This window comes from Streptomyces sp. NPDC005931 (assembly GCF_042871235.1).
Classification (GTDB): Bacteria; Actinomycetota; Actinomycetes; order Streptomycetales; family Streptomycetaceae; genus Streptomyces.
On record NZ_JBIAIG010000022.1, the window covers coordinates 1 to 23333 of the forward strand.

The following is a 23333-nucleotide window of genomic DNA, read 5'->3' on the forward strand; positions in this document are numbered from 1 at the left end:
AAGATCCCAAGCCGTTCATCTGGACCAAGACAGCCGAGGAAATCCTCGACTCCCTCGCCAACTTCTGCCGACGGATCTCCGGCGCAGGACACTAGAACCCTTTCCGTCTTACCCGGAGAAACAGATGCGCTCGAGATCTGTAGCCCATTCGGCGCCCGTGCAGGTGGCCGCGGGCCGGCGGCAGCACGCCCCTCGTCCGGCATACCTCCCACCCTGCGCTGCAGCGCCGCGCGCGTAACTCGAAGAACACGATCCGGGGCCAGCCGGTCAACACCCCCGCCGCCCGCACCCGGGGCCGGTGTCCCCGGTGTCGTGCTCCAGGATCCCGAACCGCACCCGTCGTCGACGATCGGATGCTGCCGCTTCGCGGACAGCCAGGGGATCTCTTCGAGCCACCCGGCGACCCGGCCGGCTTCGCCCTCGACACCGCCGGAGGCGGTAGTCGCCCACCCGTCCGCCGTGAAGAGCCGCCGGTACGCACTCCAGTCACCGCCGTCCACCGCCTCCGCGTGCTCGGTGGCCGGCTCGTCCACGGCCCAGCCGGTCCATCACGGGTGCGAGCTCAACGCGCTGCGTCATCGGCGCAGTGAGGGCGGGGGCGGGGGCGAGGTGCCAGGGCTGTGCCGAATATTCGGTGGTACGGGTGACACGGAGCCGGGACGTGGACGTGGTTGCCCTCGACCCGAGGAGATCGCCCGCCCGGTCACGGCATGGCCGCGTACCACCACCTCGGTGCCGTCGGCCGGAACCACGGCGATGCCTCCCGAACCGAGCTGCTCGACCACGGAGGGCAGGGGAGGGCGAATCTCCGGCACCGTGTGACACAAGTACGATGCCGCCAACGGTGTCATGAACAAGGACTCTATGAGTCGGAACGCCATTCAGCAATGCCGAACAGGGAGTCGATCATGGTCCAGGCGGTGCAGAGGGCGATCCACGTCCTGAGGGAGCTCGCCACGGCGGCGACACCGCGCCTGGGCGTTACCGAACTGGCCGACCGCGTCGGGATTGCGAAGCCGACCGTGCATGCCCTGTTGCGCACTCTGGAGGCGGAGGGCATGGTCGTGCAGGACCGGGAGTCCGGCAAGTACCGACTCGGCCCCGGCCTCGTGGCCCTGGGCAACGCCTACCTGGACTCGCACGAACTGCGCACTCGCGCGGTGACGTGGGCCGACCTGCTCGCCACCCGGACCGGGGCCGCCGTGTGGGTGGGAGTCTTCACCGATCCCCAAGTTCTGGTCGTCCACCATGCTTTCCGGCCCGGCGGATCGATGCAGATCCTGGAGACGGGGGCCAGTCTCCCCTGGAACACCTGCGCCCTGGGAAAGGCCGTCGCGGCCTTTCTGCCCGCCGAACGCCGAGAGAAGCTTCTGGCGGGGGAGTTGACCCGGGTCACCGGTGCCAGCATCGACGATCCGGCACGGCTCGCGGCACAGCTGGACAGGGTTCGGCAGACCGGCTACGCGCTGGACGACCAGGAGCTGACCCTCGGCGACGCCGGCATCGCGGCCCCCGTCTTCGACCGCACCGGTGACGTCGTGGGCGGTCTCGGCGTGGTGGGCCCCGTCGAGCACCTTCTGGCGGAAGGTGCACGTCAGGAGAGTGCCATCGCGGTCCGCCAGGTCGCCCGCAGCCTCTCCCGGGACCTCGGTGCACCGCGTGACGCAGGGCTGCACGCCTGCGATTGAGGCCGCTTTCAGGGGACCCTACGGCGTCCTTCACGATTCATCAACTCACCGGACACGTCTGATCGTTCACCCCGTCGTGCCCCTCGGAACCGCTCTGTGACACACGCTTGACGGAACCGGGGGCGGTGGGTTTTGCTTCCCATGGCCGTTCGGCAATGCCGAACAGCTTTCGGAATTGTCAGTGGCCCGGCCCGCCGCTCACGGCAGCGACCCCGGGGAGTGAAGGAGCGCCTGCCATGGAAGACCGTGCAGCACCCGTCGAGTTACCCGCGTCCCCGCGCTCCGAGGCGCTTGTGGATGTCGCCGACGCCTGCCGGCAGGCAGCTCCTCGGCCAACCTCCCTGGCCGTCCGGCCCCGTTGCAGGACCGCACCGCGCGATCCGAAGGAGGACAGGTGGATGCCTCGCTCGCCCGTGGCTGGATGCAGAACATCGCCTCGGCCATGAGCCGGAATCAGGAGTACCTCACCACACTGGATGCGGCCATCGGGGACGGCGATCACGGGGCCAACATGGCCCGTGGCTTCGGCGCGGTCCGCGCCCGGCTTCACGATGGGGGGCAGCCCGCGGCCTCAGTCGGCGAGATCTTCGTGGCCACGGGAAGCACTCTGGTCTCCGTGGTCGGAGGCGCCTCCGGTCCACTGTTCGGCAGCGCGTTCCAGGCCCTCGGCAAGGCCATCGACAGAGATGCGGAGATCGACACCCCGCAGTTCGCGGTGGCGCTCGGCGCGGCGCTGCAGAAGCTTCAGCAACTGGGCGCGGCGGTGCCCGGCGACAAGACCATGATCGACGCGTATGCGCCCGCATTCAGGGCCTTCCATGACGCGGCTCATTCCGGCGCCGACTTCGGAACGGCCGCACACGCGGCGGCCGAAGCGGCCGAGGCCGGGATGCGGGCCACCATCCCGATGCAGGCCAGAAAGGGCCGCGCGTCGTATCTGGGACTGCGCAGTATCGGCCACCAGGACCCGGGTGCCACGTCGACCGCCTATGTCTTCCGCGCTCTCGCCGAGGAGACGGGAGCGGTCTGAAGGACAACGAGCTCCTCCGGTACGGCCGACAGGCCGCACAACGCCCGCGCCTGACGACCGCCTCCCCCAGGACGGGCAACAGCAGTGGGCGGCTCTTGGCCCGACCGCCGGCGACGCTGCCCGCCCCCGGATGCCGGGGCGCGCTCCCACGGGCCCGTCCCCTCCCTCTTCTCCCTCTTCGTGCCTCCAACGATCGATTGGATCCATGTGACCGTCCATTCCGTCGACCATGTCGAGTTCTTCGTCGGAGATGTCCATCAGGCATCCCATTACTACTGCAGCACCTACGGATTCCGGGTGGTGGCCGAGGCCGGCCCGCTCACCGGACTCGCCGGTGCCCGCTCGCTGGTGCTGGCGCACGGCGGCGTCCGCCTGGTGCTGACATCCGCCCTGCACGCCGACCACGCGGCCGCGCGGTTCGTCCGCAGGCACGGTGATGGCGTACGCGACGTGGCACTCCGGTCCACCGATGCGGTCGGCGACTACGAGCGGGCGCTGGCCTCCGGGGCCGAGTCCGTCGCCGCACCGGAGACCTTCGAGGGCGCCGGAGGCCGGGTCGTACGGGCCACCATCGCCGCGACCAACGACCTGGTGCACACCTTCGTCCAACGCGACGATCCGTCAGGCGCTCATCTGCCCGGCAGGTATCTGCCCGTGACCGACGAGCCCGCGCCCGGGCCCGGGCTCCTGCGCTCGGTCGACCACCTGGCCCTGTGCCTGCGCGCCGGTTCGCTTCACAGCATGGTCGACTTCTATCAGCGGGCCCTGGGGCTGCGGCACACCTACGACGAGCACATCGTCGTAGGCGGTCAAGCGATGGCTTCCAAGGTCGTGCAGGACGAGACCAGGGGCGTCACCTTCACCATGGTGGAACCGGATCCCACCGGCGACCGCGGTCAACTGGACGAATTCCTCGACGGATTCGACGGTCCCGGCGTCCAGCATGTGGCGTTCGGCACCGACGACATCGTTCGGGCGGCCCGTGAACTGCGCGACTCGGGTGTGGAGTTGCTGTCCACTCCGGCCGGCTATTACTCCGCGCTGGCCGATCGCGGCATCGACGTGGACATCGACACCACCGTGCTGCAGGAGCTGGGCCTGCTGGCCGACCGGGACGAGTGGGGCCAGCTGGTGCAGGTCTTCACCCGCTCTCCGTACGCCCGTCGGACAGTGTTCTTCGAACTGATCCAGCGGTTCGACGCACGGACCTTCGGCAGCGGCAACATCAGGGCCCTCTACGAGGCGGTGGAGCGCGAGCGCGCCAAGGACGCACTACCGGCCGGTGCCGCGGCGAGGACCGTCGAGTGACCGCGCGGGTGACCGAACGGACCGGGCCACCCGACGGCCGGCGGGACGTGCTGTTGTCCCCGCAGGACTACGAGGCGGCGGCACGCGCCCGGCTCGACCCCTCCGTCTGGGACTACATCGCCGGCGGCAGCGGCGACGAGGTGACCCTGCGGGAGGACACCGCGGCATACCGGCGCTACCGGCTGCGTCCCCGCGTCCTCGTCGACGTGTCCCGCTGCGAGCTGAGCACCACACTGCTCGGCGGACCCGTCGAATTCCCCGTCGGTATCGCGCCCATGGCCTACCACGGGCTGGTCCACGCGGACGGCGAGACCGCCACCGTCCGCGGGGCCGGAGCCGTGGGCGCGCTCACGGTCATCAGCACCTTCGCCGGCAGGACGCTGGAGGAGACGGCACGAGCGGCCACCGGACCGCTGTGGCTGCAGCTGTATGTGATGCGTCGCAGGGAGATCACCGAATCGCTCGTACGCCGGGCCGAGGCCGCCGGCTACCGAGCCCTGGTGATCACCGTCGACACCCCCCGGATGGCGCGTCGGGAACGCGACCTGCGCAACGGCTTCGGCCTCCCCGCGCACGTCCGGCCGGCCAATCTCGACAACGGGCACCGGGGCGCACTGCACCACGGCCGCTCCGGCAGCTCCGCTCTCGCCGAGCATGCCGCGGAGCACCACGATGCCGCGTTCACCTGGCAGGACCTGGCCTGGGTGCGCTCGCTGACCAGTCTGCCGCTGGTGCTGAAGGGCGTGCTCACCGCACAGGACGCCCGAAAGGCGGCCGGCCTGGGAGTGGACGGGCTGATCGTGTCCACGCACGGAGGCCGGCAACTCGACGGCGCCGTACCGGCACTGGAGGCGCTGCCCGAAGTCGTGGCGGCCGTGCCGGACCAGTGCGAAGTGCTCGTCGACGGCGGCGTCCGCCGCGGCAGCGACGTGCTCAAGGCGCTGGCTCTCGGGGCCCGCGCGGTGCTCGTCGGCCGCCCCGTCCTGTGGGGGCTCGCCACCGACGGCGAGAGGGGCGTCGAACGGATCCTGACCACCCTCCGGACGGAGCTGGAGGAGGCGATGGCGCTGACCGGTCGGCCCCGCCTCGACACCGTCACCCGGGACCTCCTCCACCCTTCCGAAGACTTCGCGCACCACGCCACCGATCACAGGGAGATGACATGACGACGAACGACGCCCGCTTCACACTGAGCGCCGCCGAGCAGGAGCTTCTGCCGTCCGACGAGGAGGTCCAGTTCTACCAGGAGCACGGCTGGTATCTGTCGAAGAAGCTGCTGACCGACGAGGAGGTCGACCTGCTGAACTCCGCGGCCGACCGCTTCTACGCCGGCCACCGGGACCGCACCATACCGAAGCGTCCGCCGCGCCTTGCGTACTGGGAGCCCGAGCAGGGCGATGTGCACCGGCACAACGACTACATCTTCTACGAGGACGCCACCATCCGCGGGATCCTGTCCAAGCCGGTCATCGCGGCCGTGGCGGCACGGATAGCGCAGACCAGCCAGATACGCCTGTGGAACAGCACCCTCATCCACAAGCCGCCGCGTGCGGACGACGCCCGCAACATCGTGCCCTGGCACTTCGACCGCCACTACTGGCAGACCTGCTCCAGCGACGAGATGCTCACCGCCTTCGTCCCCTTCCACGACTGTGACGAGGAGATGGGGACGATCACGATGATCGACGGCAGCCACCGCTGGAAGGAGATCGGCGGCGACGACTCCACCAGCCGTCACTTCGCCGAGCGCGACCGGTCGGAACTGGAGGAGATGCTTGCGGAGAATGCCGCGTTCAACAACGCGGAGGTGCGCAAGGTTCCGGTGAACATCCCCAAGGGACACATCAGCTTCCACCACTGCCGCACCTACCACGGCAGCGGCCACAACGTCAGCGACCGGCCCCGGCGGGCCATCTCCTTCCACCTGCAGGACCGCACCAACCAGTGGCGGCCGTACGAGCTGTCCTCCGGTGAGCGGCTCGTGTACAACAACGACGTGCTCGTCCGCGCGGATGCGAACGGCAACCCCGACTACACCGACCCGGACTTCTGCCCGGTGCTGTGGGAGGACCGGCGGTGACCCAAGGTCCCCCCAACACCGTGCTGCGGGCCGATGAGCTGCACGCATCGCTCGACGACCCGCTCATGGAGGTGATGAACTTCCTCAACGAGGTCACCTCCCGCCATCCGGAAGCGATCTCCTTCGGCCCCGGGCGCCCCTACGAAGGACTCTTCGAGGTGGAGCGGATCGGCCACTACCTGGGCGCCTACACGCGGTATCTCTCCGAGGAGATGGGCCGGACCGACGACGAGATCCGCACCATGCTCTTCCAGTACGGACGCACCAACGGCCAGATCCACGACCTGGTGGCCCGCGTCCTGCGCAACGACGAGGGCATCGAGGCGGACCCCGATGCGCTCGTGGTCACCGTGGGCTGCCAGGAGGCCATGTTCCTCACCCTCCGCGCTCTGTTCGGCGGGCCCTCGGACGTACTGCTGGTCTCCTCACCCTGTTATGTCGGGATCACCGGGGCGGCCAGGCTGCTGGACATCGAGACGGTGCACGTACCCGAAGGCGAGAGAGGGGCCGACCCGGAGCTGTTGCGGCGGACGGTCGCCGAGCTGCGCGCGGCCGGTAAGCGGCCCCGCGCGTTCTACGTGGTGCCGGACTTCTCCAACCCCACCGGCACCTGTCTGCCCCTGCCCGCGCGTCGCCGCCTGCTCGAGGTGGCCCACGAGGAGGACCTGCTCCTCCTGGAGGACAACCCGTACGGCTTCTTCACCCGCACCGGCACCGGACTGCCCACGCTCAAGGCGCTGGACAGCCGGCGGCGGGTGATCTACCTCGGTTCCTTCGCCAAGACCTGCTTCCCCGGCGCCCGGGTCGGCTATGTGGTCGCCGACCAGCGCGTCCGGGCGGTGGACGGCGGCCACCGACTCCTGGCGGACGAACTGTCCAAGATCAAGGGCATGGTGACCGTCAACACGCCCGCCATCAGCCAGGCCGTCATCGCCGGCATGATCCTCACCCACGACTTCCGCCTCAGGGAGGCCAACAAACCGGCCGCAGACTTCTACCGGGAGAACATGACCGTCCTGCTCGGCTGTCTGGACCGACTGCTGCCCGCACAGCGGCGCGAGGCGGCCGGAATCCGCTGGAACTCGCCCGACGGAGGATTCTTCCTGACCCTGACGCTCCCTGTCCCGGCGGACAACGCACTGCTCGAAGAGTCCGCCCGCGAGCACGGAGTGATCTGGACCCCCATGAACTACTTCTATCCGGATCCGGAGGGCGGCCGCCACCAGATGCGCCTGTCCCTGAGCTATCTCACGCCGGAGCAAGTGGCCGAGGGAGCCGGTCGGCTGGTGGGTCTGCTGGAACGGAGCTGTCTGTGAACGCGCTCCTGTACCTCGTGACGGTGCTGATCTGGGGTTCCACCTGGCTGGCCATCAAGGGACAGCTCGGGGAGGTACACCCCACCGTGTCGATCGCCTACCGGTTCGCCCTGGCGGCCGTGATCCTCCTGGCGTGGGCCCGTCTGCGCGGGCTGCGGCTGCGCCACCCACCGCGGGTGCACGGGCAGTTCGCCCTCATGGGCGCGCTGATGTTCTCCACCAACTTCGTCTGCTTCTACTTCGCCGAACAGCATCTGACCACCGGTCTCGTCTCGATCGTCTTCGCGATGTCGCTGCTGGTGAACATGGCGTTCGCCCGCCTCTTCTTCAAACGCGCGATCACCGGGAAGATGCTCGTCGGCGGTGCGGTCGGGCTGACGGGGATCGGCACGGTGTTCTGGCCGGAGTTCCAGAACTTCGGTCTCTCCTCCGGCTCGGGCCAGGGCATCGCGCTCTCGGTCCTCGGCACCCTGGTGTTCTGCCTGGGGAACGTGGTCTCCGGCAAGACCCAGGCCGCGGGCATCGCGGTGGTCCCGAGCACCGGGTACGCCATGGCCTACGGGGCGCTGCTGATGGCCCCGTTCGCCGCGTTCTTCGGCAGGAGTGCCCTGTTCGAGCCCACGCCGCGATACGTCGGCTCGCTTGTCTACCTGGCCGTTTTCGGCTCGGTGGTGGGTTTCGGTGCCTATCTCACGCTGCTCGGCCGGATCGGCGGCGAGCGCGCGGCGTACGCGATGGTGCTCTTCCCGATCGTGGCGCTCCTGCTGTCCACGATGTTCGAAGACTTTCACTGGACCGGACGGGATCTGGCGGGCGTCCTCCTGATCCTGGCCGGCAACGCCGTGATGCTGGCACACCCGGAGCTGCTACGGCGCCTGACCGGCAACCGGCTCCCCGCGGGGCCGACGGCACCGGCGGAACCGGCGGCAGAGAGCGCGGCCGACCGGTAACCCCTCCCGAGGCCCGTCCGGGCCCGTCCGCATGCCGGATGGGCCCGGACGGTCGCGCCGCCCATCTCACCACGGTCGAGGAGCGACCCTTGCAAACCGCTGCAGTCGTCGGCACTGGCCTCATCGGCACATCGATCGCCTTGGCACTGACCGGCCGCGGAGTGACCACCCACTTGATCGACCGCAACTCCGAAAACGTACGCATCGCCGCCGCACGCGGCGCGGGGACGCCCGAACCGCCTTCGGCACCGGTGGACGTCGCGGTCATCTGCGTCCCGCCGTCGGACGTCGCCGGCACCATCGCAGAGCACCAGAAGGCCGAACTGGCCAGGGCGTACACGGACGTGGCGAGCGTGAAAGCGCTCCCCCACGCCGCGTGCCTGGCCCTGGGTTGCGACACCACCGCTGTGGTGGGCGGGCATCCGCTGGCCGGGCGGGAACGCTCCGGGCCGCTGGCGGCCCGAGCCGACCTCTTCCGTGACCGGCCCTGGGTGCTCACCCCGACCCCGGAGACCAGCGAAGACGCTCTGAACCGCGCCCTGGAGCTGGTGTCACTCTGCGGCAGCGTCCCCGTGCTGCTGGACCCACCGCACCACGACCGGGCCGTGGCGCTGATCTCCCATCTGCCCCACCTGATGGCGAGCCTCACCGCCGCCCGGCTGCTGGAAGGGGAGGACCACACCGTACGACTGGCCGGTGGTGGAGTGCTGGACGTCACCCGGATCGCCGCGGGCGACGCCACCCTGTGGACGGACATCCTCGCCGCCAACGCCCCGGCTGTCGGCGCGCTGCTCGCAGAGGTCACCGAGGACCTGCAGCGAACGGCCGACGCGCTGGCCCGACTCGCCGAGGGAGCACCGGGGCAGCAGGACGGTGCCCTGGCGGACCTGACCGACATCCTGCGCCGCGGCAGCGAGGGGCGGGCCCGGATCGTGACCGCGCACGGCGGCGGAGGAGTGGGCTCCGCCACCCCGCTCACGATCGCCATCGGCGGCTGGGGACGCGGCCTCGAGCAGCTGCTCGACGATGTGAGCGCGGCACGAGTGGACCTGGAGGACTTGACGTTTCCGGACGTGGCACCGCCACCGCACCGTTCGGTGGTCGAGCTCCGGGTGGCCCCGGACGCGGCGCGCCCGCTGACCGACGCTCTGCGCGAACGGGGCTGGGCGGTCCGTTAGCGACCCCCGCCTTGCGTACGTCACGTACATCCCCCAGCCATGACGCGGATTGGTGCTCTTTTGTCTCTGCATCCTGACGGCCCCGCGAAGCCTGATCGCGATCGCGTGGTCGAGCCCTACCTCCTGCCGGCGGGCCAATACACCCTCGGCGTCCTGACCGACCTCATCGAACAGCAACGTCCCATCTTCGCGATGCCGTCCGGGTTCGTCACCGAAGACTCCGCCCACGTGGGTTTCCTCCTCAGCGAGTTGATGCGCGAGCTCGGTGGCATGCCCTCCGGTACGACCTACCGGAGCTTCTTCGCGAACTCCCGCTTCGAGGCCCTGCACGGAGCCGTCAAGCTGCTGCGCCATCGCGCAGTCGCCTCCGCCGATGTCCACGGAGGCCGGGTCCTCGTCCTCGACCCCGACGGCACTCTCGGCCGGCGGGCCGACCCGCTCGGCGAGGGGCCCGAACGCGCCCTGGTACCGGGTATCGCCACCCATCCCACCCTCGACACCCTGCGCGCCGCCCTGTCCACGGGCACGTACTGCGGGCTCGTCGTCCGTGCTCCGGAGTCCCTCGATCCCGCGGAGCTGGTCGAACTCGCCGAGCTCGCCCGCGCCCACGGCGCACGCACCGCCCTCGATCTGTCCGACGCCGACCCGGTGCGGCCTCGCTCCCCGGCCGTATCGGCTGTCCGGCCGGACATCGTCGTGGTGGGCGAGTCGCTGACCGGCTACGAGATCCCGTTCGGCGCGTTCATCGGCACGCATGACGTGTTCGCTCCCTGGAGCACGCCCGCCACGGGCTTTCTGCACTCCAACACCTACGGCGGCAACACCGTCGCCATGCGTGCCGTCAAACAGAGGCTGCTGCGCCGGTGGGGTCCCGAGGCCCCGGTGCGCACGGTACTGGCCGCGACCGCGAAGAACTGGCAGCGCACCCTCGATCTGTACGCACGCCATGTGAACCCGATGACGGTACGGATGCACCGCAAGCTGCGCGGCGCCCTGCACGTCGTACAGGCCAAGGGCTCCCGGGTCACCGTCCAGCTGGATTCCGGCCGCCGGCTGAACCTGGTCGACGGGCTGTGCGGCGCGGGCCTCGGCGTCAACGGCCACAACCCGACCGACGCCCTGACCGACGTGATAGGCCGGCACGACCCCGGCCGCGACTATGTGGCCGAGTTGCGGCGGGTCCTGGCCCGGGAGACCGGGCTGCCGCACACCTTTCCCGCGGTCAGCGGTGCCTCGGCGGTGGAGAACGCGCTGATCCTTGCCCGGCTCGCCCGCCCCGAACAGCGGCGGATCGTCGTCTTCAAGCACAACTACGGCGGAAAGACACTGGTTTCGCTGCTGGCCACCGCGGCGCCGAAGACCCGCGCTCCCTTCGCGCCGCTCTACGACGACATCGTCTACATCGACCCGTTCTCGACGCGCGCGGCCGACGAGTTCCAGTCCGAGATCGACTCGGGCCAAGTCGGTCTGGTCTGGATCGAACTCGTCCACGGCAGCTCGGACTCGTACGGCTCCATTCCCGACCCGCTGCTCGACGTCGTGGCCCGCGGCCGTACGGAACACGGCTACCTGGTCGGCGTCGACGAGGTACTCACCTCCTTCTACCGATGCGGACGACGCTTCGCCCACCGGGGTCGGCTGCCCGAGATCGACCTGATGAGCCTCTCCAAGGTGCTCAGCTACGGCTGCTTCCCCACCGGAGCGGCCCTGGTCTCCGACACCGTCCATCAGGCGGCCGCGAGGACCAACCCGCAGCTGGTGGGCGAACTCCGCGAACATCACGCCAGCAGGCTCGGCGCACACTTCGCGCTGCAGGCCATCGCCCAGGTCGACGCACTCCGGCTCGACCGGCGTGTCGCTGCACTCTCAGAGGTCGTGCGCACCGGCATCGCCGGAATGCGCAGCCATTCACCGAGCGTCGGACGGCGGTTCGCCGAGGGGCTGCTCGGCCGCTTCGAGGTGCGCCTGCCCCGTCTGCTGCGCCACATCATCGATCCCGAGGGCGAGTTGATGACCTTCTCGATGATGCTCTGGTGGATCACCAGAGCCAGGGTGTTCATCGTCTACGACGTCTTCCTGCTGCCGTTGATCGCCACGGAGGACGAGATCCGCGGGGTGATGCGCAGCGCCCAGGAGCTCTCGCGCACCAGCCCGTACCGGCTGCTCGCCCAAGTGGCCCGGTTCCATGCACAGGAGACGTTCCGCGGCGCCCTGCGGTGGCGCCGGAGCGTCGCACACACGTCCAATGCCGTGGGGGGCACTTCATGAGCGACCAGAACATCGATGTGATCCGCCGCTTCTTCCGCCTGTTCGACGAGGGCCGGCTCGAAGACATCGAGGCGATGCTCTCCGAAGACTTCGAATGGATCTACCACGGCCCCAAGTCCCTTCCCTGGGCCGGTGCGTACCGGGGTGTGTCGGGTTTCCGGGAGTTCTTCCGCATCGTCCGGGAGCTGATCGAAGTCCAGGAATGTGAGGCGTACGAATACCTCGATGCGGGGGACAGGGTGGTGGTCCTCGGCGTCAGCCGGACCCGGATTCTGGCCAACGACGTCCGGTACGAGGCGCAGTGGATGAATGTCTTCACCGTTCGGGACGGTCTGATCACGCGATACCTGGATCTCTACGACACCGCCAGCGTCGTCGCGGCACTGAACGCCCGTGGGTGACGCGCCGATGACGACGACAGCTTCTGCCGACACCCTGGGCGACGCCTTCCACGAGGTGGTGGCCGCCCGCCCGGACAGCACGGCCCTGACCGCCGGCGACCTGCGGCTCAGTTACCGCCGGCTGGCCGACTGGGCCGGGGTGGTGGCCGGACGGCTCACCGACACCCTCGAACCCGAGGAGACTGTCGGGATCTGCGCCCCGCGTTCCCCCGGGACCATCGCCACGCTGCTCGGGATCGTCCTGGCCGGGGGCGCGTACATGCCGCTGGATCCGCGCTCGCCCGATGCGCGGCTGCGCATGCTCGTCGAGGGCAGCGGAGCTCGTGTGGTCTTCGCGGCGACCGATGACGTACCGCGGCTGCGTGCTCTGCTCCCCGAGCACGTCGAGATCCGGTGCATCGACGAGTTCCCGCCCGAGGAGGAGGCGCCACCGTTCACCCCGGTGCCGCGGCGGCCGGACACTCTGGGCTATGTCATCCACACCTCGGGCAGCACAGGGCAGCCCAAAGGCGTACTGGTGGAGCAGCGTTCCGTGCTCGCCCTGGTGCGTGGCACGACGGCCGGGCTCGGCCCCGACGATGTCTTCCTGCAGCTCGCCCCGCTGCATGTCGATCCGTCGGTGTTCGAGATCTGGGGTGCCCTGCTGAACGGCGCGACACTCGTCCTGCCCGAGCAGCCGGACCCGACCGTCCACGACATCGGCCGCGCCGTCACCCGGCACGGCGTGACCGTGCTGCGGCTGGCCGCCCCGCTCTTCCGGCTGGCGGTGGAGCACATCACCCCCGAGCTGGGCGGGCTGCGGCTGCTCATATCGGGCGGTGACCGGGCCCATCCGCGGTCGGTGCGGCAGGCGCTGCGGGCGCTCCCCCGGTGCCGGATCGTCAACGGCTACGGACCGACCGAGACGACCGTCTACGCCTGTTGGCAGGTGATGGACGCGTACGACGAGAGCTGGTCCGGCGGCGTACCCATCGGCAGGCCGGTCGCGGGGGCGTCGGTGCACGTTCTCGGTCCCGGCCGACGGCCGGTGGCGCCGGGGGAAGAGGGCGAGCTGTGCGTGGGCGGCACCGGAGTGGCCCGGGGCTATCTCGGTCGGCCGGAGCTGACGGCCGAGCGCTTCATCCCCGAGCCGGGCAGGCCCGACCGCAGGGCGTATCTGACCGGGGACCGGGTGCGGCAGCTGCCGGACGGCAGTCTGGCCTTCCTCGGTCGGCTCGACGACCAGATGAAGATCCGTGGTCACCGGGTCGAACCGGGGGAGGTCGAACAAGCCCTGCTCGATCACCCGGCGGTGCGCGAGGCAGTGGCGGTCGCGCAAGGGGAAGGCCTGCTCCGAAGACTTGTGGCGTTCGTCCGCCCGGCGGCCGGGCGGACGGTGTCCGAGGAGGACCTGCTCACCCGACTCGGTGAGGTGCTGCCGTCCCACATGGTTCCCGCCGCGGTCACGGCGCTGCCCGCGATCCCCGTGACGGCGAACGGGAAGGCCGACCGGCAACTGCTGGCGCGGAGCACGATGACCTCGCAGGACTCCCGTGCCGAAGCAGCCGCCTTCGACGCGGGCACCATCGGCACGGTGGCGGCCGTCTGGCGCGATGTGCTCGGCGGGCCGGCCGGCCCGGACACCGACTTCCTCTCGGCGGGCGGCGACTCGCTCTCCGGCATGGTCGTCCTGGCGCGTCTGGAACGGGCCACCGGCGTCGCGCTCTCCGTCGCCGAACTCCTCGAAGCCGCCACTGTCCGGGCGCTCGCTGCCCGCGTCGACGCCGCGAAGCCTGCCGTGCGGGCGGCGCTCCGCACGGCACCCAGCGACCGGGTCCCCCTCCTGCCGGGGCAGGAAGGCATCTGGTTCGAGCAGCAAGCGGCCCCCGGAGGCCGCTATGACATCTCCCGTACCTTCCTCGTACGGGGGCCGGTCGACGTCCCCGCGCTGCGCACCGCCCTGACCCGGCTGGCGTACCGCCAGAGCGCACTGCGCACCGCCATCGAGCAGGACGCGGAAGGCTGGTGGCAGTCCCCGTCCGCCGACCCGGGCGCCGCGCTGCGGCACATGGATTTCAGCGCCGTGCCGCCGGCCGCACGGGAGCCCCGGGCGCGGGAGCTGATCGCCGAGTCCATCGCCGCCGACCCCGCGGACCCGGTGACGCCGCTGGTCCGCACGGTGGTGCTCACCTTGGACCCAGCACGGACCGTCGTCCACTTCGACATCCACCACGTCATTGCGGACGACTGGTCGCTGGACCTCTTCTTCGACGAACTGTCCGCCTTCTACGCCGCTGCGCTGAGCGGCGAGCCCGACCCGGCCGGTCTCCCGCAACTCGAGCTGTCGTTCGCCGATCACGTGCTGGACTCCCTCGACCGCGATCCGGGGCGGTCGGCCGCCGCACGCGAGTTCTGGAGGGACGCCCTGGCAGGCGGGGCCGCCGCCCTCGACCTGGTGACGGATGCCCCGCGTCCTGGCGTGCTCAGTGGCGCGGGCGACCGGATACGCCTCAGGATCGCTCCCGCGCAGGCAGTCCGGCTGACCGAAGCGGCCCAGGCGCACGGCGTCAGCCGGTTCATGTTCTGCCTCGCCGGGGTCTACACCGTGCTGTCCGCCTACGCCGAGCGGGACGATCTCTGCCTCGGCAGCCTCGCCACCGGTCGCGGCCGGGCCGGCACGGAGCGGCTCATCGGCTACTTCGTCAATATGCTGCCGATCCGGGTCAGCGCATGCGCTGACACCTCGGTGGGCACGCTGCTGCAGCGGGTCCGGGACGCCTGCCTCGAGGCGTATCGCCACCACGACGTCCCCTTCCAGACGGTCTGCCGGGACCTGGGTGTCACGGGCCCGGCCCGCGGCTCGATCCCCTTCCAGGCCGTCGTCAACTACCAGCAGCGTCCACCTCGTCTCCCGGCCCTCGGCCCCGGTGTCGAGCGCTGGCCGACCGCGGCGCCGGACTCCGCCAAGTTCGAGCTCTCCTTCGCCTTCCAGGAGGGGGGCGAGGGGATCGACCTGGAACTGGAGTTCAGCACCGATCTCTACCGCACGGACACCGTCCGGCACCTCGGGGAACAGGTGATCGCGGTGCTCGACCGGCTCGCGGGCGACGCCCACGCGACCCTGCGGGAACTGGCACTGGACTCGGCTCACGAGCGGCAGAACCCGGGTGAGACAGAGCACATGCAGGAGTTTCCCCCGGCCACGCTGCACGAACTGTTCGCCCGCCAGGCCGCCGCACGTCCCGACAAACCGGCTGTGATCAGCGACGGCCTCATCCTCACCTACCGGGAGCTCGACCGGCTCAGCGACGAGGCCGCAGCCCGGCTCGCCGGGCACGGTGTGCGCGCGGGCGACCGGGTGGCGATCTGCCTGGACCGCTCGCCCCGTCTGATCGTGGCGATTCTCGGCGTGCTCAAGGCCGGTGCGGCCTACGTCCCGCTCGACCCGTCCTACCCGGTCGAGCGACTGCGGTACACCGTCGACGACGTACAGGCACGGGCCCTGGTCACTGCCAAGGAATTGGCCGACGCGCTGTTTCGCGAGGTGCCCGGGGCTACCGCCGTGCTCCATATCGACCGGCTGACGCAACCCGCCGACGAGCCCACGACCGTCGTGCCCGCCCCGGCCACGGCACCGGACGACCCGGCGTACGTCATCTACACCTCCGGCAGCACCGGCCGCCCGCGCGGTGTGGTGATCGAGCACCGCTCGGTCGTCAACACGCTCCGCGCGAACCTGTTCCGGCACCCCTTCGACGCCACGGACGTCTGGCTGCAGCTCACCTCGCCCGGCTTCGACGTCGCGGTCTACGAGCAGTTCATGCCGCTGGTCTCCGGGGCCTCCCTGGTGTTCTGCGACGACACCACTCGCGGCGACGGAGCGGCGCTCACCCGCCTGCTGCGGGAGCGGAAGGTCACCGTCATGGTGACGGTCCCCTCGCTGCTGCGTGCCCTGGGCCGCCCGGATCTCGCGGGCGTACGGGTGCTGCTGGTGGCCGGTGAGCCCGCGGACGTACACGACACCCGGCATTTCGCCCGCGGCCGTGTGGTGATCAACGGTTACGGGCCGACCGAGGCCGCCATCCTCGCGACCACCTACCAGGTCGCGCCGGACGACGACCGGGCCCGGGTGCCGATCGGCCGTCCGCTGCCCGGTACGCGGGCCCATGTGATCGACCGGTACGGCCGGCCGGCTGCCGTCGGGGTCCCCGGCGAGCTCTACCTGGGCGGCGCCGGTGTCGGCCGCGGCTACTGGAACAATCCCGAGCACACCACGAAGCTGTTCACCACCGTCCCGGTGGTCGGCCCCGATGAGCGGTTGTACCGTACCGGCGACCGGGTGCGTCGGCTCCCCGACGGCAACCTCGACTTCCTGGGCCGACTGGACGGCCAGATCAAGCTGCGCGGCTTCCGCGTCGAACTGGGCGAGATCGAGGCCGCGTTGGCGACCCACCCCGGAGTGCGGGAGGCGGTGGCGGTCGTCCTGGGACACGGTCCGGACGCCGAACTGGCGGCGGTCCATGTCGGCCCGGCGGACGCCCGGCAGGCGCGCGAGCACCTCACGAGGCTGCTGCCCGGCCATATGGTCCCCCGGCACCTCGCTCCCGTGGACGCCATCCCGACCAGCGCACACGGCAAGGCCGACCGCCACGCCCTCGCCGCTCTGCTGGCCGACCGGCTTCCGGCGGCCCCCGTCGCCGCCGACCCGGTGGCAGCGAGCCCGGAAGAACGCCGGATGCTGAGGTTGTGGGAAGAGGTGCTCGGCAGCCCGGTGGGGTCGCTCGACGCTGACTTCTTCGCGCTCGGCGGGCATTCGCTGCGGGTCATCAGGCTGCTCGGCCTCATCGAGCGGGAGTGCGGCACCCGTATCGCGGTCCGCGACTTCCTGGCGGCGCCGACCGTCCGCGCCACGGCCGGCCGGACAGCGGGCCACACCGTCCCGCCCGCGGACACCGTGCGCCCGGCCGACGCCGTACTCGATCCGGCGGTCGTCTTCAGCGGGCCGCCCGCGCCATCCGGCGGACCGGCGCTGCTGACCGGCGCCACCGGTTTCCTCGGGGCCCACGTCCTGCAGGAGCTGCTGGAGCGCACCGACGACCGCGTGCTCTGCCTGGTACGGGCGGACTCGCCCCACGCCGCACGTCGCCGTATCGAGACCACCGTGTCCCGCTACGGACTGCGGGTGGACCCGCACGACCCCCGTGTCGTGCCGGTCCCGGGCGATCTGGCACAGCCAGGGCTGGGGCTGGCCGGTACCGAGCGGGAGCGGCTGCTGAGGGAGGCCGACACCGTCCTCCACATCGGCGCCCGAGTGCACCACCTCTCCGGCTTCCAGCATCTCGCCGCCGCCAACGTCCGTGGCACCGAGGAACTGCTGAAGATCGCGGCGACGGGCCGACCCACCCGGTTCCACCAGATCTCCACGCTCGGGGTGTTCACGGCCGACGGCACACCTCGGACGATCACCGAGGCCACCCCGACGGACGCCGAACGGCACCCGCTCGGCCGGGGCTACGCCGCCACCAAATGGGCGGCCGAACGGCTCGTCGCCCAGGCCGTGGCGCGCGGGGCGCACGCCCGCGTCTACCGGCTCGGCCGGGCGGGCGGCACCACCGGCAACGGCGTTGTGAGCCTGGACGACATGCTCACCCGGATCCTTGTGAGCTGCGCGGAACTCGGCTGCTACCCGGCCGACCCCCGGCTGACGTTCGACGTGCTCCCCGTCGATTTCATGGCGCGGGCACTGGTGGCGCTGGCCCTCGCCGACGACCGGTCCGGCGCCGTCTACCACCTGCACCATCCCCGGCCACTGGGCCTCGACGCCTTCCTCACCCCGTACCACCGGCGGGGCGATGGCCCCATGGAGGCGGTGGACCTCGCCGAGTGGATCCGGCGGTTGGGCGCAGCAGCCGCAGACGGGACCGAACTGCCCGCCCTGGCCTACCTCGAGCACCTCAGGGACCTGGGCGCCATCGAGCACCCGAGTCGCGTCCGCCACGACAACCGGGCCACCCTCGACGCGCTGCTGGCACACGGCATCACCCCACCCGAGCTCGATGACGCCCTCATCGGCCGGTGGTGGGACTTCCTGCGGCGGTCGCGCGCCGCGCTCGGTACGACGACCGGAGAGATCCACCGATGACCACTGCACGCTCCACTCCCACCGGCACGGCGCCGTCCGGCGAAACCCCCGTACCCCCCCACTACCCGATGGCACGCCAGTGCCCGTATGCACCGCCCGAAGAGGTCACCCGGGTGCGCGCCGCAGGGACCGTCCCCCGGGTCACGATCTGGAACGGGGTCCGGCCCTGGCTGTTCACCCGCTACGAGGACGCCCGAGTGGTGCTCTCCGATCCGCGGTTCAGCGCGGACAAGAGCCGCCCCGGCTATCCCCTGTCCAGCGCCGTCGCCCTCGCCGAGACGGCCGTCACCCCGACGCTGCTCATCATGGACAACCCGGAACACGCTCATTACCGGCGGCTGGTGCTCAGTGAGTTCACAGTGAAACGCGCCGAGTTTCTGCGCCCCGCCGTGCGCGGTGTCGTGGACCGCTGCCTCGACCGGATGCTCCAAGGGCCCGCCCCGGCCGACCTGGTCGGCGAACTGGCCCTCCCGGTCGCCCTCTCGGTGATCTGCGAGCTCCTGGGAGTGCCGTTCGAGGACCGGGAACTGTTCCGCTCCCTCACCCACACCATGAACGCGATCGGTGGTACGACACAGACCGCCGCGGCCGCCCGCCGGGAGCTGCAGGACTACCTTGAGTCCCTGGTCGCCGTGCGGGAGCAGGCCCCCCGGCAGGACTTCATCAGCCGGATCGCGGTGAAGCACCTTCGCACCGGCGCCATCGACCGTGAACGCCTCGCCGCCATGGCACTGTTGCTGCTCACCGCCGGGCATGACACCACCGCCAATATGATCTCGCTGGGCGTTCTCACTCTGCTGCGCCACCCAGCGCACCTCGCCGCGCTCCGCGAGGGCGAGGACCCCGGGCTGCTCCGCGACACCGTCGAGGAGATGCTGCGGCACCTGACCATCGTCCAGCGCGGCATCCGCCGTATCGCCGTCGAGGACGTCGATGTCAACGGCCACCTCGTGCGCGCAGGAGAGGGGGTCATCGCCGCCATCAACGTGGCCAACCGCGACCCCGGGCGGTTCGGCGCCGGTGAGGAGTTCGACCCCACCCAGCGCGCCCACGGTCATCTGGCCTTCGGCTACGGGCCGCACCAGTGCCTGGGACAGTCCCTCGCCCGGGTGGAACTCCAGGAGGTGTACGCGGGCGTCGCCCACCGCATCCCCACCCTGCGTACCGCCGTGCCCGACGAGCAGCTCCGCTTCAAGGAGGACATGGCGGTGTACGGCGTGCACGAGCTGCCCGTCACCTGGTGACCCCCGGACACGCAACAGCACGAAGACAAGGAGCTCCCGCACATGAAGGTCACCCTCCTGCCGGAAGAGTGCGTCGGCGCCGGACACTGTGTTTTGTCCGCCCCCGACGTCTTCGGCCAGAACGAGGACGACGGTGTCGTCCTGCTCCTCGACCCGACCCCGGACGCGCACCTCGGGGACGCTGTGCACGAGGCTGCCGATCTCTGCCCGGCCCGGGCGATCGTGGTCCACGCACCGGGCAGCACCGTATGACGGCCACCCTGCTCCGGGAGCTGCGTCAGGCATTGGGGGAGGAGGCGGTGCTCACCGACCCCGGTGCGACCGAGGGCTACTCGGGCGACATGATGCCGCTGGTGCCGCGCGGGCGGCCGCTCGCTGTCGTGTTCCCCGTCGACACCGTCCAGGTGCGGGCCTGCGTACGCGCCTGCGCCGGGGCGGGGGTCCCCATCGTGCCGCGCGGCGCGGGCAGCGGCCTGACCGGCGCGGCGAACGCCGTCGACGGCTGCGTCGCCCTCGTCACCACGCGGATGAACCGGATCCTGGAGCTGGACCCGGACAACCGGCTCGCCGTCGTCCAGCCCGGCGTGGTCAATCTCGACCTGCGCAAGGCGGCGGCCCGCCACAACCTCTTCTACCCCCCGGACCCTTCAAGCCTGGAGTGGTGCACACTCGGCGGCAACCTGGCCACCAACGCCGGCGGTCTCTGCTGCGGAAAGTACGGGACGACCGCGGACTTCGTGCTCGGCCTGGAGGTGGTGCTCGCCGACGGCTCAGTGCTGCGGACCGGGCGCCGAACCGTCAAGGGCGTCGCCGGGTACGACCTCACCCGCCTCTTCGTCGGCAGCGAGGGCACGCTCGGCGTCATCAGCCAGGCAACCTTCGCGCTCACACCGCTGCCTGCTGCTCCCGGCACGCTGATCGCCTCGTTCGACGCGGTCGAGCAGGCGGGCGACGCCGTCATCCGCGTCGTACGGGAAGGCATCGTCCCCTCCCTCATGGAGATCATGGACGCCACCTCGCTACGGGCGTCCGCAGCCTATCTCGACAGCGACCTCGGCCGTGCCGGCCGGCAGGTCCTGCTGCTGTGCCAATCGGACTCGGGAGGCAGGGCCGCCGATCACGAACTGGCGGCGATGGCGCGGCTCTGCCAGGAGGCCGGGGCGGCCTTCACCCACACCACCCGCGATCCGGCCGAGGGCGACCTGCTGCTGCGCGCCCGCCGGGTGTCACTCACCGCCCTGGAGGCGCAAGGCGCCGTGATGACCGAGGACGTGGCCGTACCACGCACCCGAATCGCCGAACTCATCGTAGGCTGCGAGAAGATCGGCGCCGATGCGGGTCTGACCGTGGCCGTCGTCGGGCACGCGGGGGACGGCAACATGCACCCCACCGTGCTGTACGACCGCACGTCATCGGAGGAATTCCGCCGGGCCTGTGAGGCCTTTGACGCGATCCTCGCCCTGGGCCTCTCCCTCGGGGGTACGGTCACCGGCGAACACGGCATCGGCAGGCTCAAACAGCAGTGGCTGGAGCGCGAACTGGGCTCCGTCTCGCTGCGGGTGCACCGGCAGCTCAAGGCGGTGCTGGACCCGGGAAGTCTTTTCAATCCGGGAGCCGTGTTCACCCCGGCGGAGGCGAGGCACGGCGCCCCGTGATCATCGTCAAGACCTTCCGGATCGTGGCCGGACTCGACGACGGGCTGCGCGCTCTCTTCCTCACCACCCTTGTCTTCCGTGCGGGAACGATGGCGTACCCGTTTCTCGCCGCCCACCTCCTGCTGTCCGAAGGCTTCGACAAAGCACAGGTGGGCGCGATCCTCGCCTGTTTCGGAGCGGGTGCGCTCGCCGCCGACCTGGCGGCCGGTGTGCTGCTGGCGCGGATCGGCGCACGCACGGTGATGCTCGGCGGCTTCCTGCTCAACGCCGCGGTACTTGCCGTCATCCCCCTTGTCCATCACCTCACTCCGATCATCACGGCAGTCGTCATCTGGGGCTTCGGCTACGAACTGGTCACCCCGGCCGCGTACTCGGCCACCCTCGACGGCTCTCGGCCCGCCGAGCGCAAGGTCGCCTTCTCCTGCTACCGGCTGGCCATCAACCTCGGAATGGCCGTCGGCCCGATCGCCGGCGGGCTCATCTTCGCGGTCGGTCCCCGCGCGGTGTTCTGGGTCAACGCCGTCTGCGTCCTGGCCGCGGCCGGCTCTCTGGCGCTCCACCCGCACGGCGGCGGCCCACCGCGCCGCCCGGTACGGACAAAGAAGCGGGCCGGCCCGGGCACTCGCCCGCTGCGTCACCACACCCGGTTCTGGACGATCTTCACCCTGTCGTTGCCGATCCAGCTGGCGTACTCCCTCCCCTCGGTCTTCGTCGGCACCTACGTCGTCGTCGCCCTTGGCATGCCAAGTCACTGGGCCGGCATCATCTTCACGATCAACGCTGCGGGCATCGTGCTCTTCGAAGTCCCCCTCAACGCAGCGACGGCACGCTGGAGGAACCTGCCGACGCTGCTCACCGGCTACGGGCTCGCCGGCGTGGGCTTCCTGCTGACGGGGCTCTCCTCGTCCGGCATGTCCCTCATCTTCTCCACCGTGGTGTGGACGCTCGGCGAGATCGTCGTCTTCCCCGCACTGCTGCACTACGTCAGCGGCCTGGCACCCTCCGGCGGCGCAGCCGACCGCAACCTGAGCCTCTACTCCACCGGCGCCAACATCGCCTTCATCCTGGCTCCCCAGGTCGCCCTGCTGCTCTCCGGACCCGGACACGCCGGAGCGCCCTGGGTGGTGAGCGGAGCCGCGGTGTGCGTGGCGTGGCTGCTGCTGATCGCGGCCCGTACATGCCCCTACACCTGGCACGACGAGAAGTCGTCGCACGAGGAACCGTTGCACAAGGAGGAACCTGAACCATGCACAAGCGTGATCTGACTCCCTACATAGGTGTCGAGTTCACCGGGGCCACCATCGACGAGCTGCGCCGTCCCGAGGTGTTCGACGACCTCGTCGACTCGCTCCACCGCAGGGACCTGGTCGTCGTCCGCGGCGTCGATCTCACACCGGAACAGCAGATCGAACTGGCCACCCGGATCGGCAACCCGGTGCCCTTCGTGATGAAGGACTGGCGACACCCGAAGTTCGAACAGATACTCGTCTCGTCCAACGAGCGGAAGAACGACCGGCCGTTGGGCGTTCCCCGCGTCGGTAACTTCTGGCACCAGGACTCGTCGTTCAACGAGCATCCTTCCGCATACACGATGCTGCACGGCGTCAACGTGCCACAGGACTGCGGGCACACCCTCTTCGCGAGCGCCTGCGACGTCTACGACCGGCTGCCGGACGAGTGGAAGACCAAGCTCGAGGACCGCAGGGGACTGCACACCCTGACCAAGCAACAGCGCATCGGCGAGGAGCACGTCGGGCTGTCGATCACCGAGATGCAGGCGCTCGTCGCCCAGCAGTACCCGCCGGTGGAACACCCCCTGGTGCGGCGCGACGCGTTCACCGGCCGCACCTACCTCTACGGTGCCCGCGCCTACATGGACTCCGTGGTCGGCTTCGACGCCAACGACAACGCGGCCTTCTTCGACCTGGTCGACGCGCTGATGCAGGACCCCGACCACGTCTACACCCACCGCTGGACGCCGCACGACCTGCTGGTGTGGAAGACCTCGACCACCTACCACGTGGCGACCGAGCTGCCCCCGGGTGTCTCCCGGACTGTGCACCGTGTCAGCATCGCGGCCGTGTGACGGGGCGA

At 70.4% G+C, this 23333-nt stretch carries 16 protein-coding genes; all 16 read left to right on the forward strand.

Features of this window, described 5'->3' with window-relative positions:
- Positions 1 to 908: 908 nt before the first annotated feature.
- Positions 909 to 1688 carry an IclR family transcriptional regulator gene (locus ACFYOV_RS31585; RefSeq protein WP_389093670.1) on the forward strand — a complete coding sequence of 260 codons (780 nt, stop codon included), beginning with the start codon at positions 909 to 911 and terminating at the stop codon, positions 1686 to 1688.
- A gap of 394 nt (positions 1689 to 2082) precedes the next feature.
- Positions 2083 to 2718, forward strand: a complete 636-nt coding sequence (dhaL, locus tag ACFYOV_RS31590; RefSeq protein ID WP_389093672.1) for a dihydroxyacetone kinase subunit DhaL — start codon at positions 2083 to 2085, stop codon at positions 2716 to 2718.
- A 207-nt stretch (positions 2719 to 2925) separates the two neighbouring features.
- The gene (gene hppD, locus ACFYOV_RS31595) at positions 2926 to 4026 is read left to right on the forward strand and encodes a 4-hydroxyphenylpyruvate dioxygenase (RefSeq protein ID WP_389093674.1); all 1101 of its coding nucleotides are present in this window, start codon (positions 2926 to 2928) and stop codon (positions 4024 to 4026) included.
- Positions 4023 to 5192 (forward strand): alpha-hydroxy acid oxidase, encoded by a 1170-nt coding sequence (locus ACFYOV_RS31600; RefSeq protein WP_389093676.1) that lies wholly within the window; start codon positions 4023 to 4025, stop codon positions 5190 to 5192. Before hppD ends, ACFYOV_RS31600 begins: the two co-directional genes overlap by 4 nt.
- Positions 5189 to 6106, forward strand: coding sequence for a phytanoyl-CoA dioxygenase family protein (locus ACFYOV_RS31605; RefSeq protein WP_389093678.1), 918 nt, complete (start codon positions 5189 to 5191; stop codon positions 6104 to 6106). The genes ACFYOV_RS31600 and ACFYOV_RS31605 overlap by 4 nt, the downstream gene beginning before the upstream one ends.
- Positions 6103 to 7422, forward strand: a complete 1320-nt coding sequence (locus ACFYOV_RS31610) for a PLP-dependent aminotransferase family protein (RefSeq protein WP_389093681.1) — start codon at positions 6103 to 6105, stop codon at positions 7420 to 7422. Before ACFYOV_RS31605 ends, ACFYOV_RS31610 begins: the two co-directional genes overlap by 4 nt.
- The gene (locus ACFYOV_RS31615) at positions 7419 to 8372 is read left to right on the forward strand and encodes a DMT family transporter (protein ID WP_389093683.1); all 954 of its coding nucleotides are present in this window, start codon (positions 7419 to 7421) and stop codon (positions 8370 to 8372) included. Before ACFYOV_RS31610 ends, ACFYOV_RS31615 begins: the two co-directional genes overlap by 4 nt.
- An 89-nt stretch (positions 8373 to 8461) precedes the next feature.
- Positions 8462 to 9550 (forward strand): prephenate dehydrogenase, encoded by a 1089-nt coding sequence (locus ACFYOV_RS31620; protein ID WP_389093685.1) that lies wholly within the window; start codon positions 8462 to 8464, stop codon positions 9548 to 9550.
- Positions 9551 to 9655: 105 nt separating this feature from the next.
- Complete coding sequence (locus ACFYOV_RS31625; RefSeq protein ID WP_389093687.1) at positions 9656 to 11818, forward strand: aminotransferase class III-fold pyridoxal phosphate-dependent enzyme; 2163 nt, start codon at positions 9656 to 9658, stop codon at positions 11816 to 11818.
- Positions 11815 to 12219 carry a nuclear transport factor 2 family protein gene (locus ACFYOV_RS31630; protein WP_389093689.1) on the forward strand — a complete coding sequence of 135 codons (405 nt, stop codon included), beginning with the start codon at positions 11815 to 11817 and terminating at the stop codon, positions 12217 to 12219. Before ACFYOV_RS31625 ends, ACFYOV_RS31630 begins: the two co-directional genes overlap by 4 nt.
- Positions 12220 to 12226: 7 nt before the next feature.
- Positions 12227 to 18340, forward strand: a complete 6114-nt coding sequence (locus ACFYOV_RS31635) for an amino acid adenylation domain-containing protein (RefSeq protein ID WP_389093692.1) — start codon at positions 12227 to 12229, stop codon at positions 18338 to 18340.
- Entirely contained in the window at positions 18337 to 19584 is a 1248-nt protein-coding gene (locus tag ACFYOV_RS31640) for a cytochrome P450 (protein ID WP_389093694.1), read from the forward strand. Before ACFYOV_RS31635 ends, ACFYOV_RS31640 begins: the two co-directional genes overlap by 4 nt.
- Before the next feature lie 42 nt (positions 19585 to 19626).
- Positions 19627 to 19836, forward strand: coding sequence for a ferredoxin (locus ACFYOV_RS31645; RefSeq protein WP_389093697.1), 210 nt, complete (start codon positions 19627 to 19629; stop codon positions 19834 to 19836).
- Positions 19833 to 21239 carry an FAD-binding oxidoreductase gene (locus tag ACFYOV_RS31650; RefSeq protein WP_389093698.1) on the forward strand — a complete coding sequence of 469 codons (1407 nt, stop codon included), beginning with the start codon at positions 19833 to 19835 and terminating at the stop codon, positions 21237 to 21239. The genes ACFYOV_RS31645 and ACFYOV_RS31650 overlap by 4 nt, the downstream gene beginning before the upstream one ends.
- A complete protein-coding gene (locus ACFYOV_RS31655) occupies positions 21236 to 22504 on the forward strand; it encodes an MFS transporter (protein ID WP_389093700.1) in 1269 nt (422 codons plus the stop codon). The genes ACFYOV_RS31650 and ACFYOV_RS31655 overlap by 4 nt, the downstream gene beginning before the upstream one ends.
- Positions 22486 to 23325 (forward strand): TauD/TfdA dioxygenase family protein, encoded by an 840-nt coding sequence (locus ACFYOV_RS31660; protein ID WP_389093702.1) that lies wholly within the window; start codon positions 22486 to 22488, stop codon positions 23323 to 23325. The genes ACFYOV_RS31655 and ACFYOV_RS31660 overlap by 19 nt, the downstream gene beginning before the upstream one ends.
- The last annotated feature ends 8 nt before the right edge of the window (positions 23326 to 23333 follow it).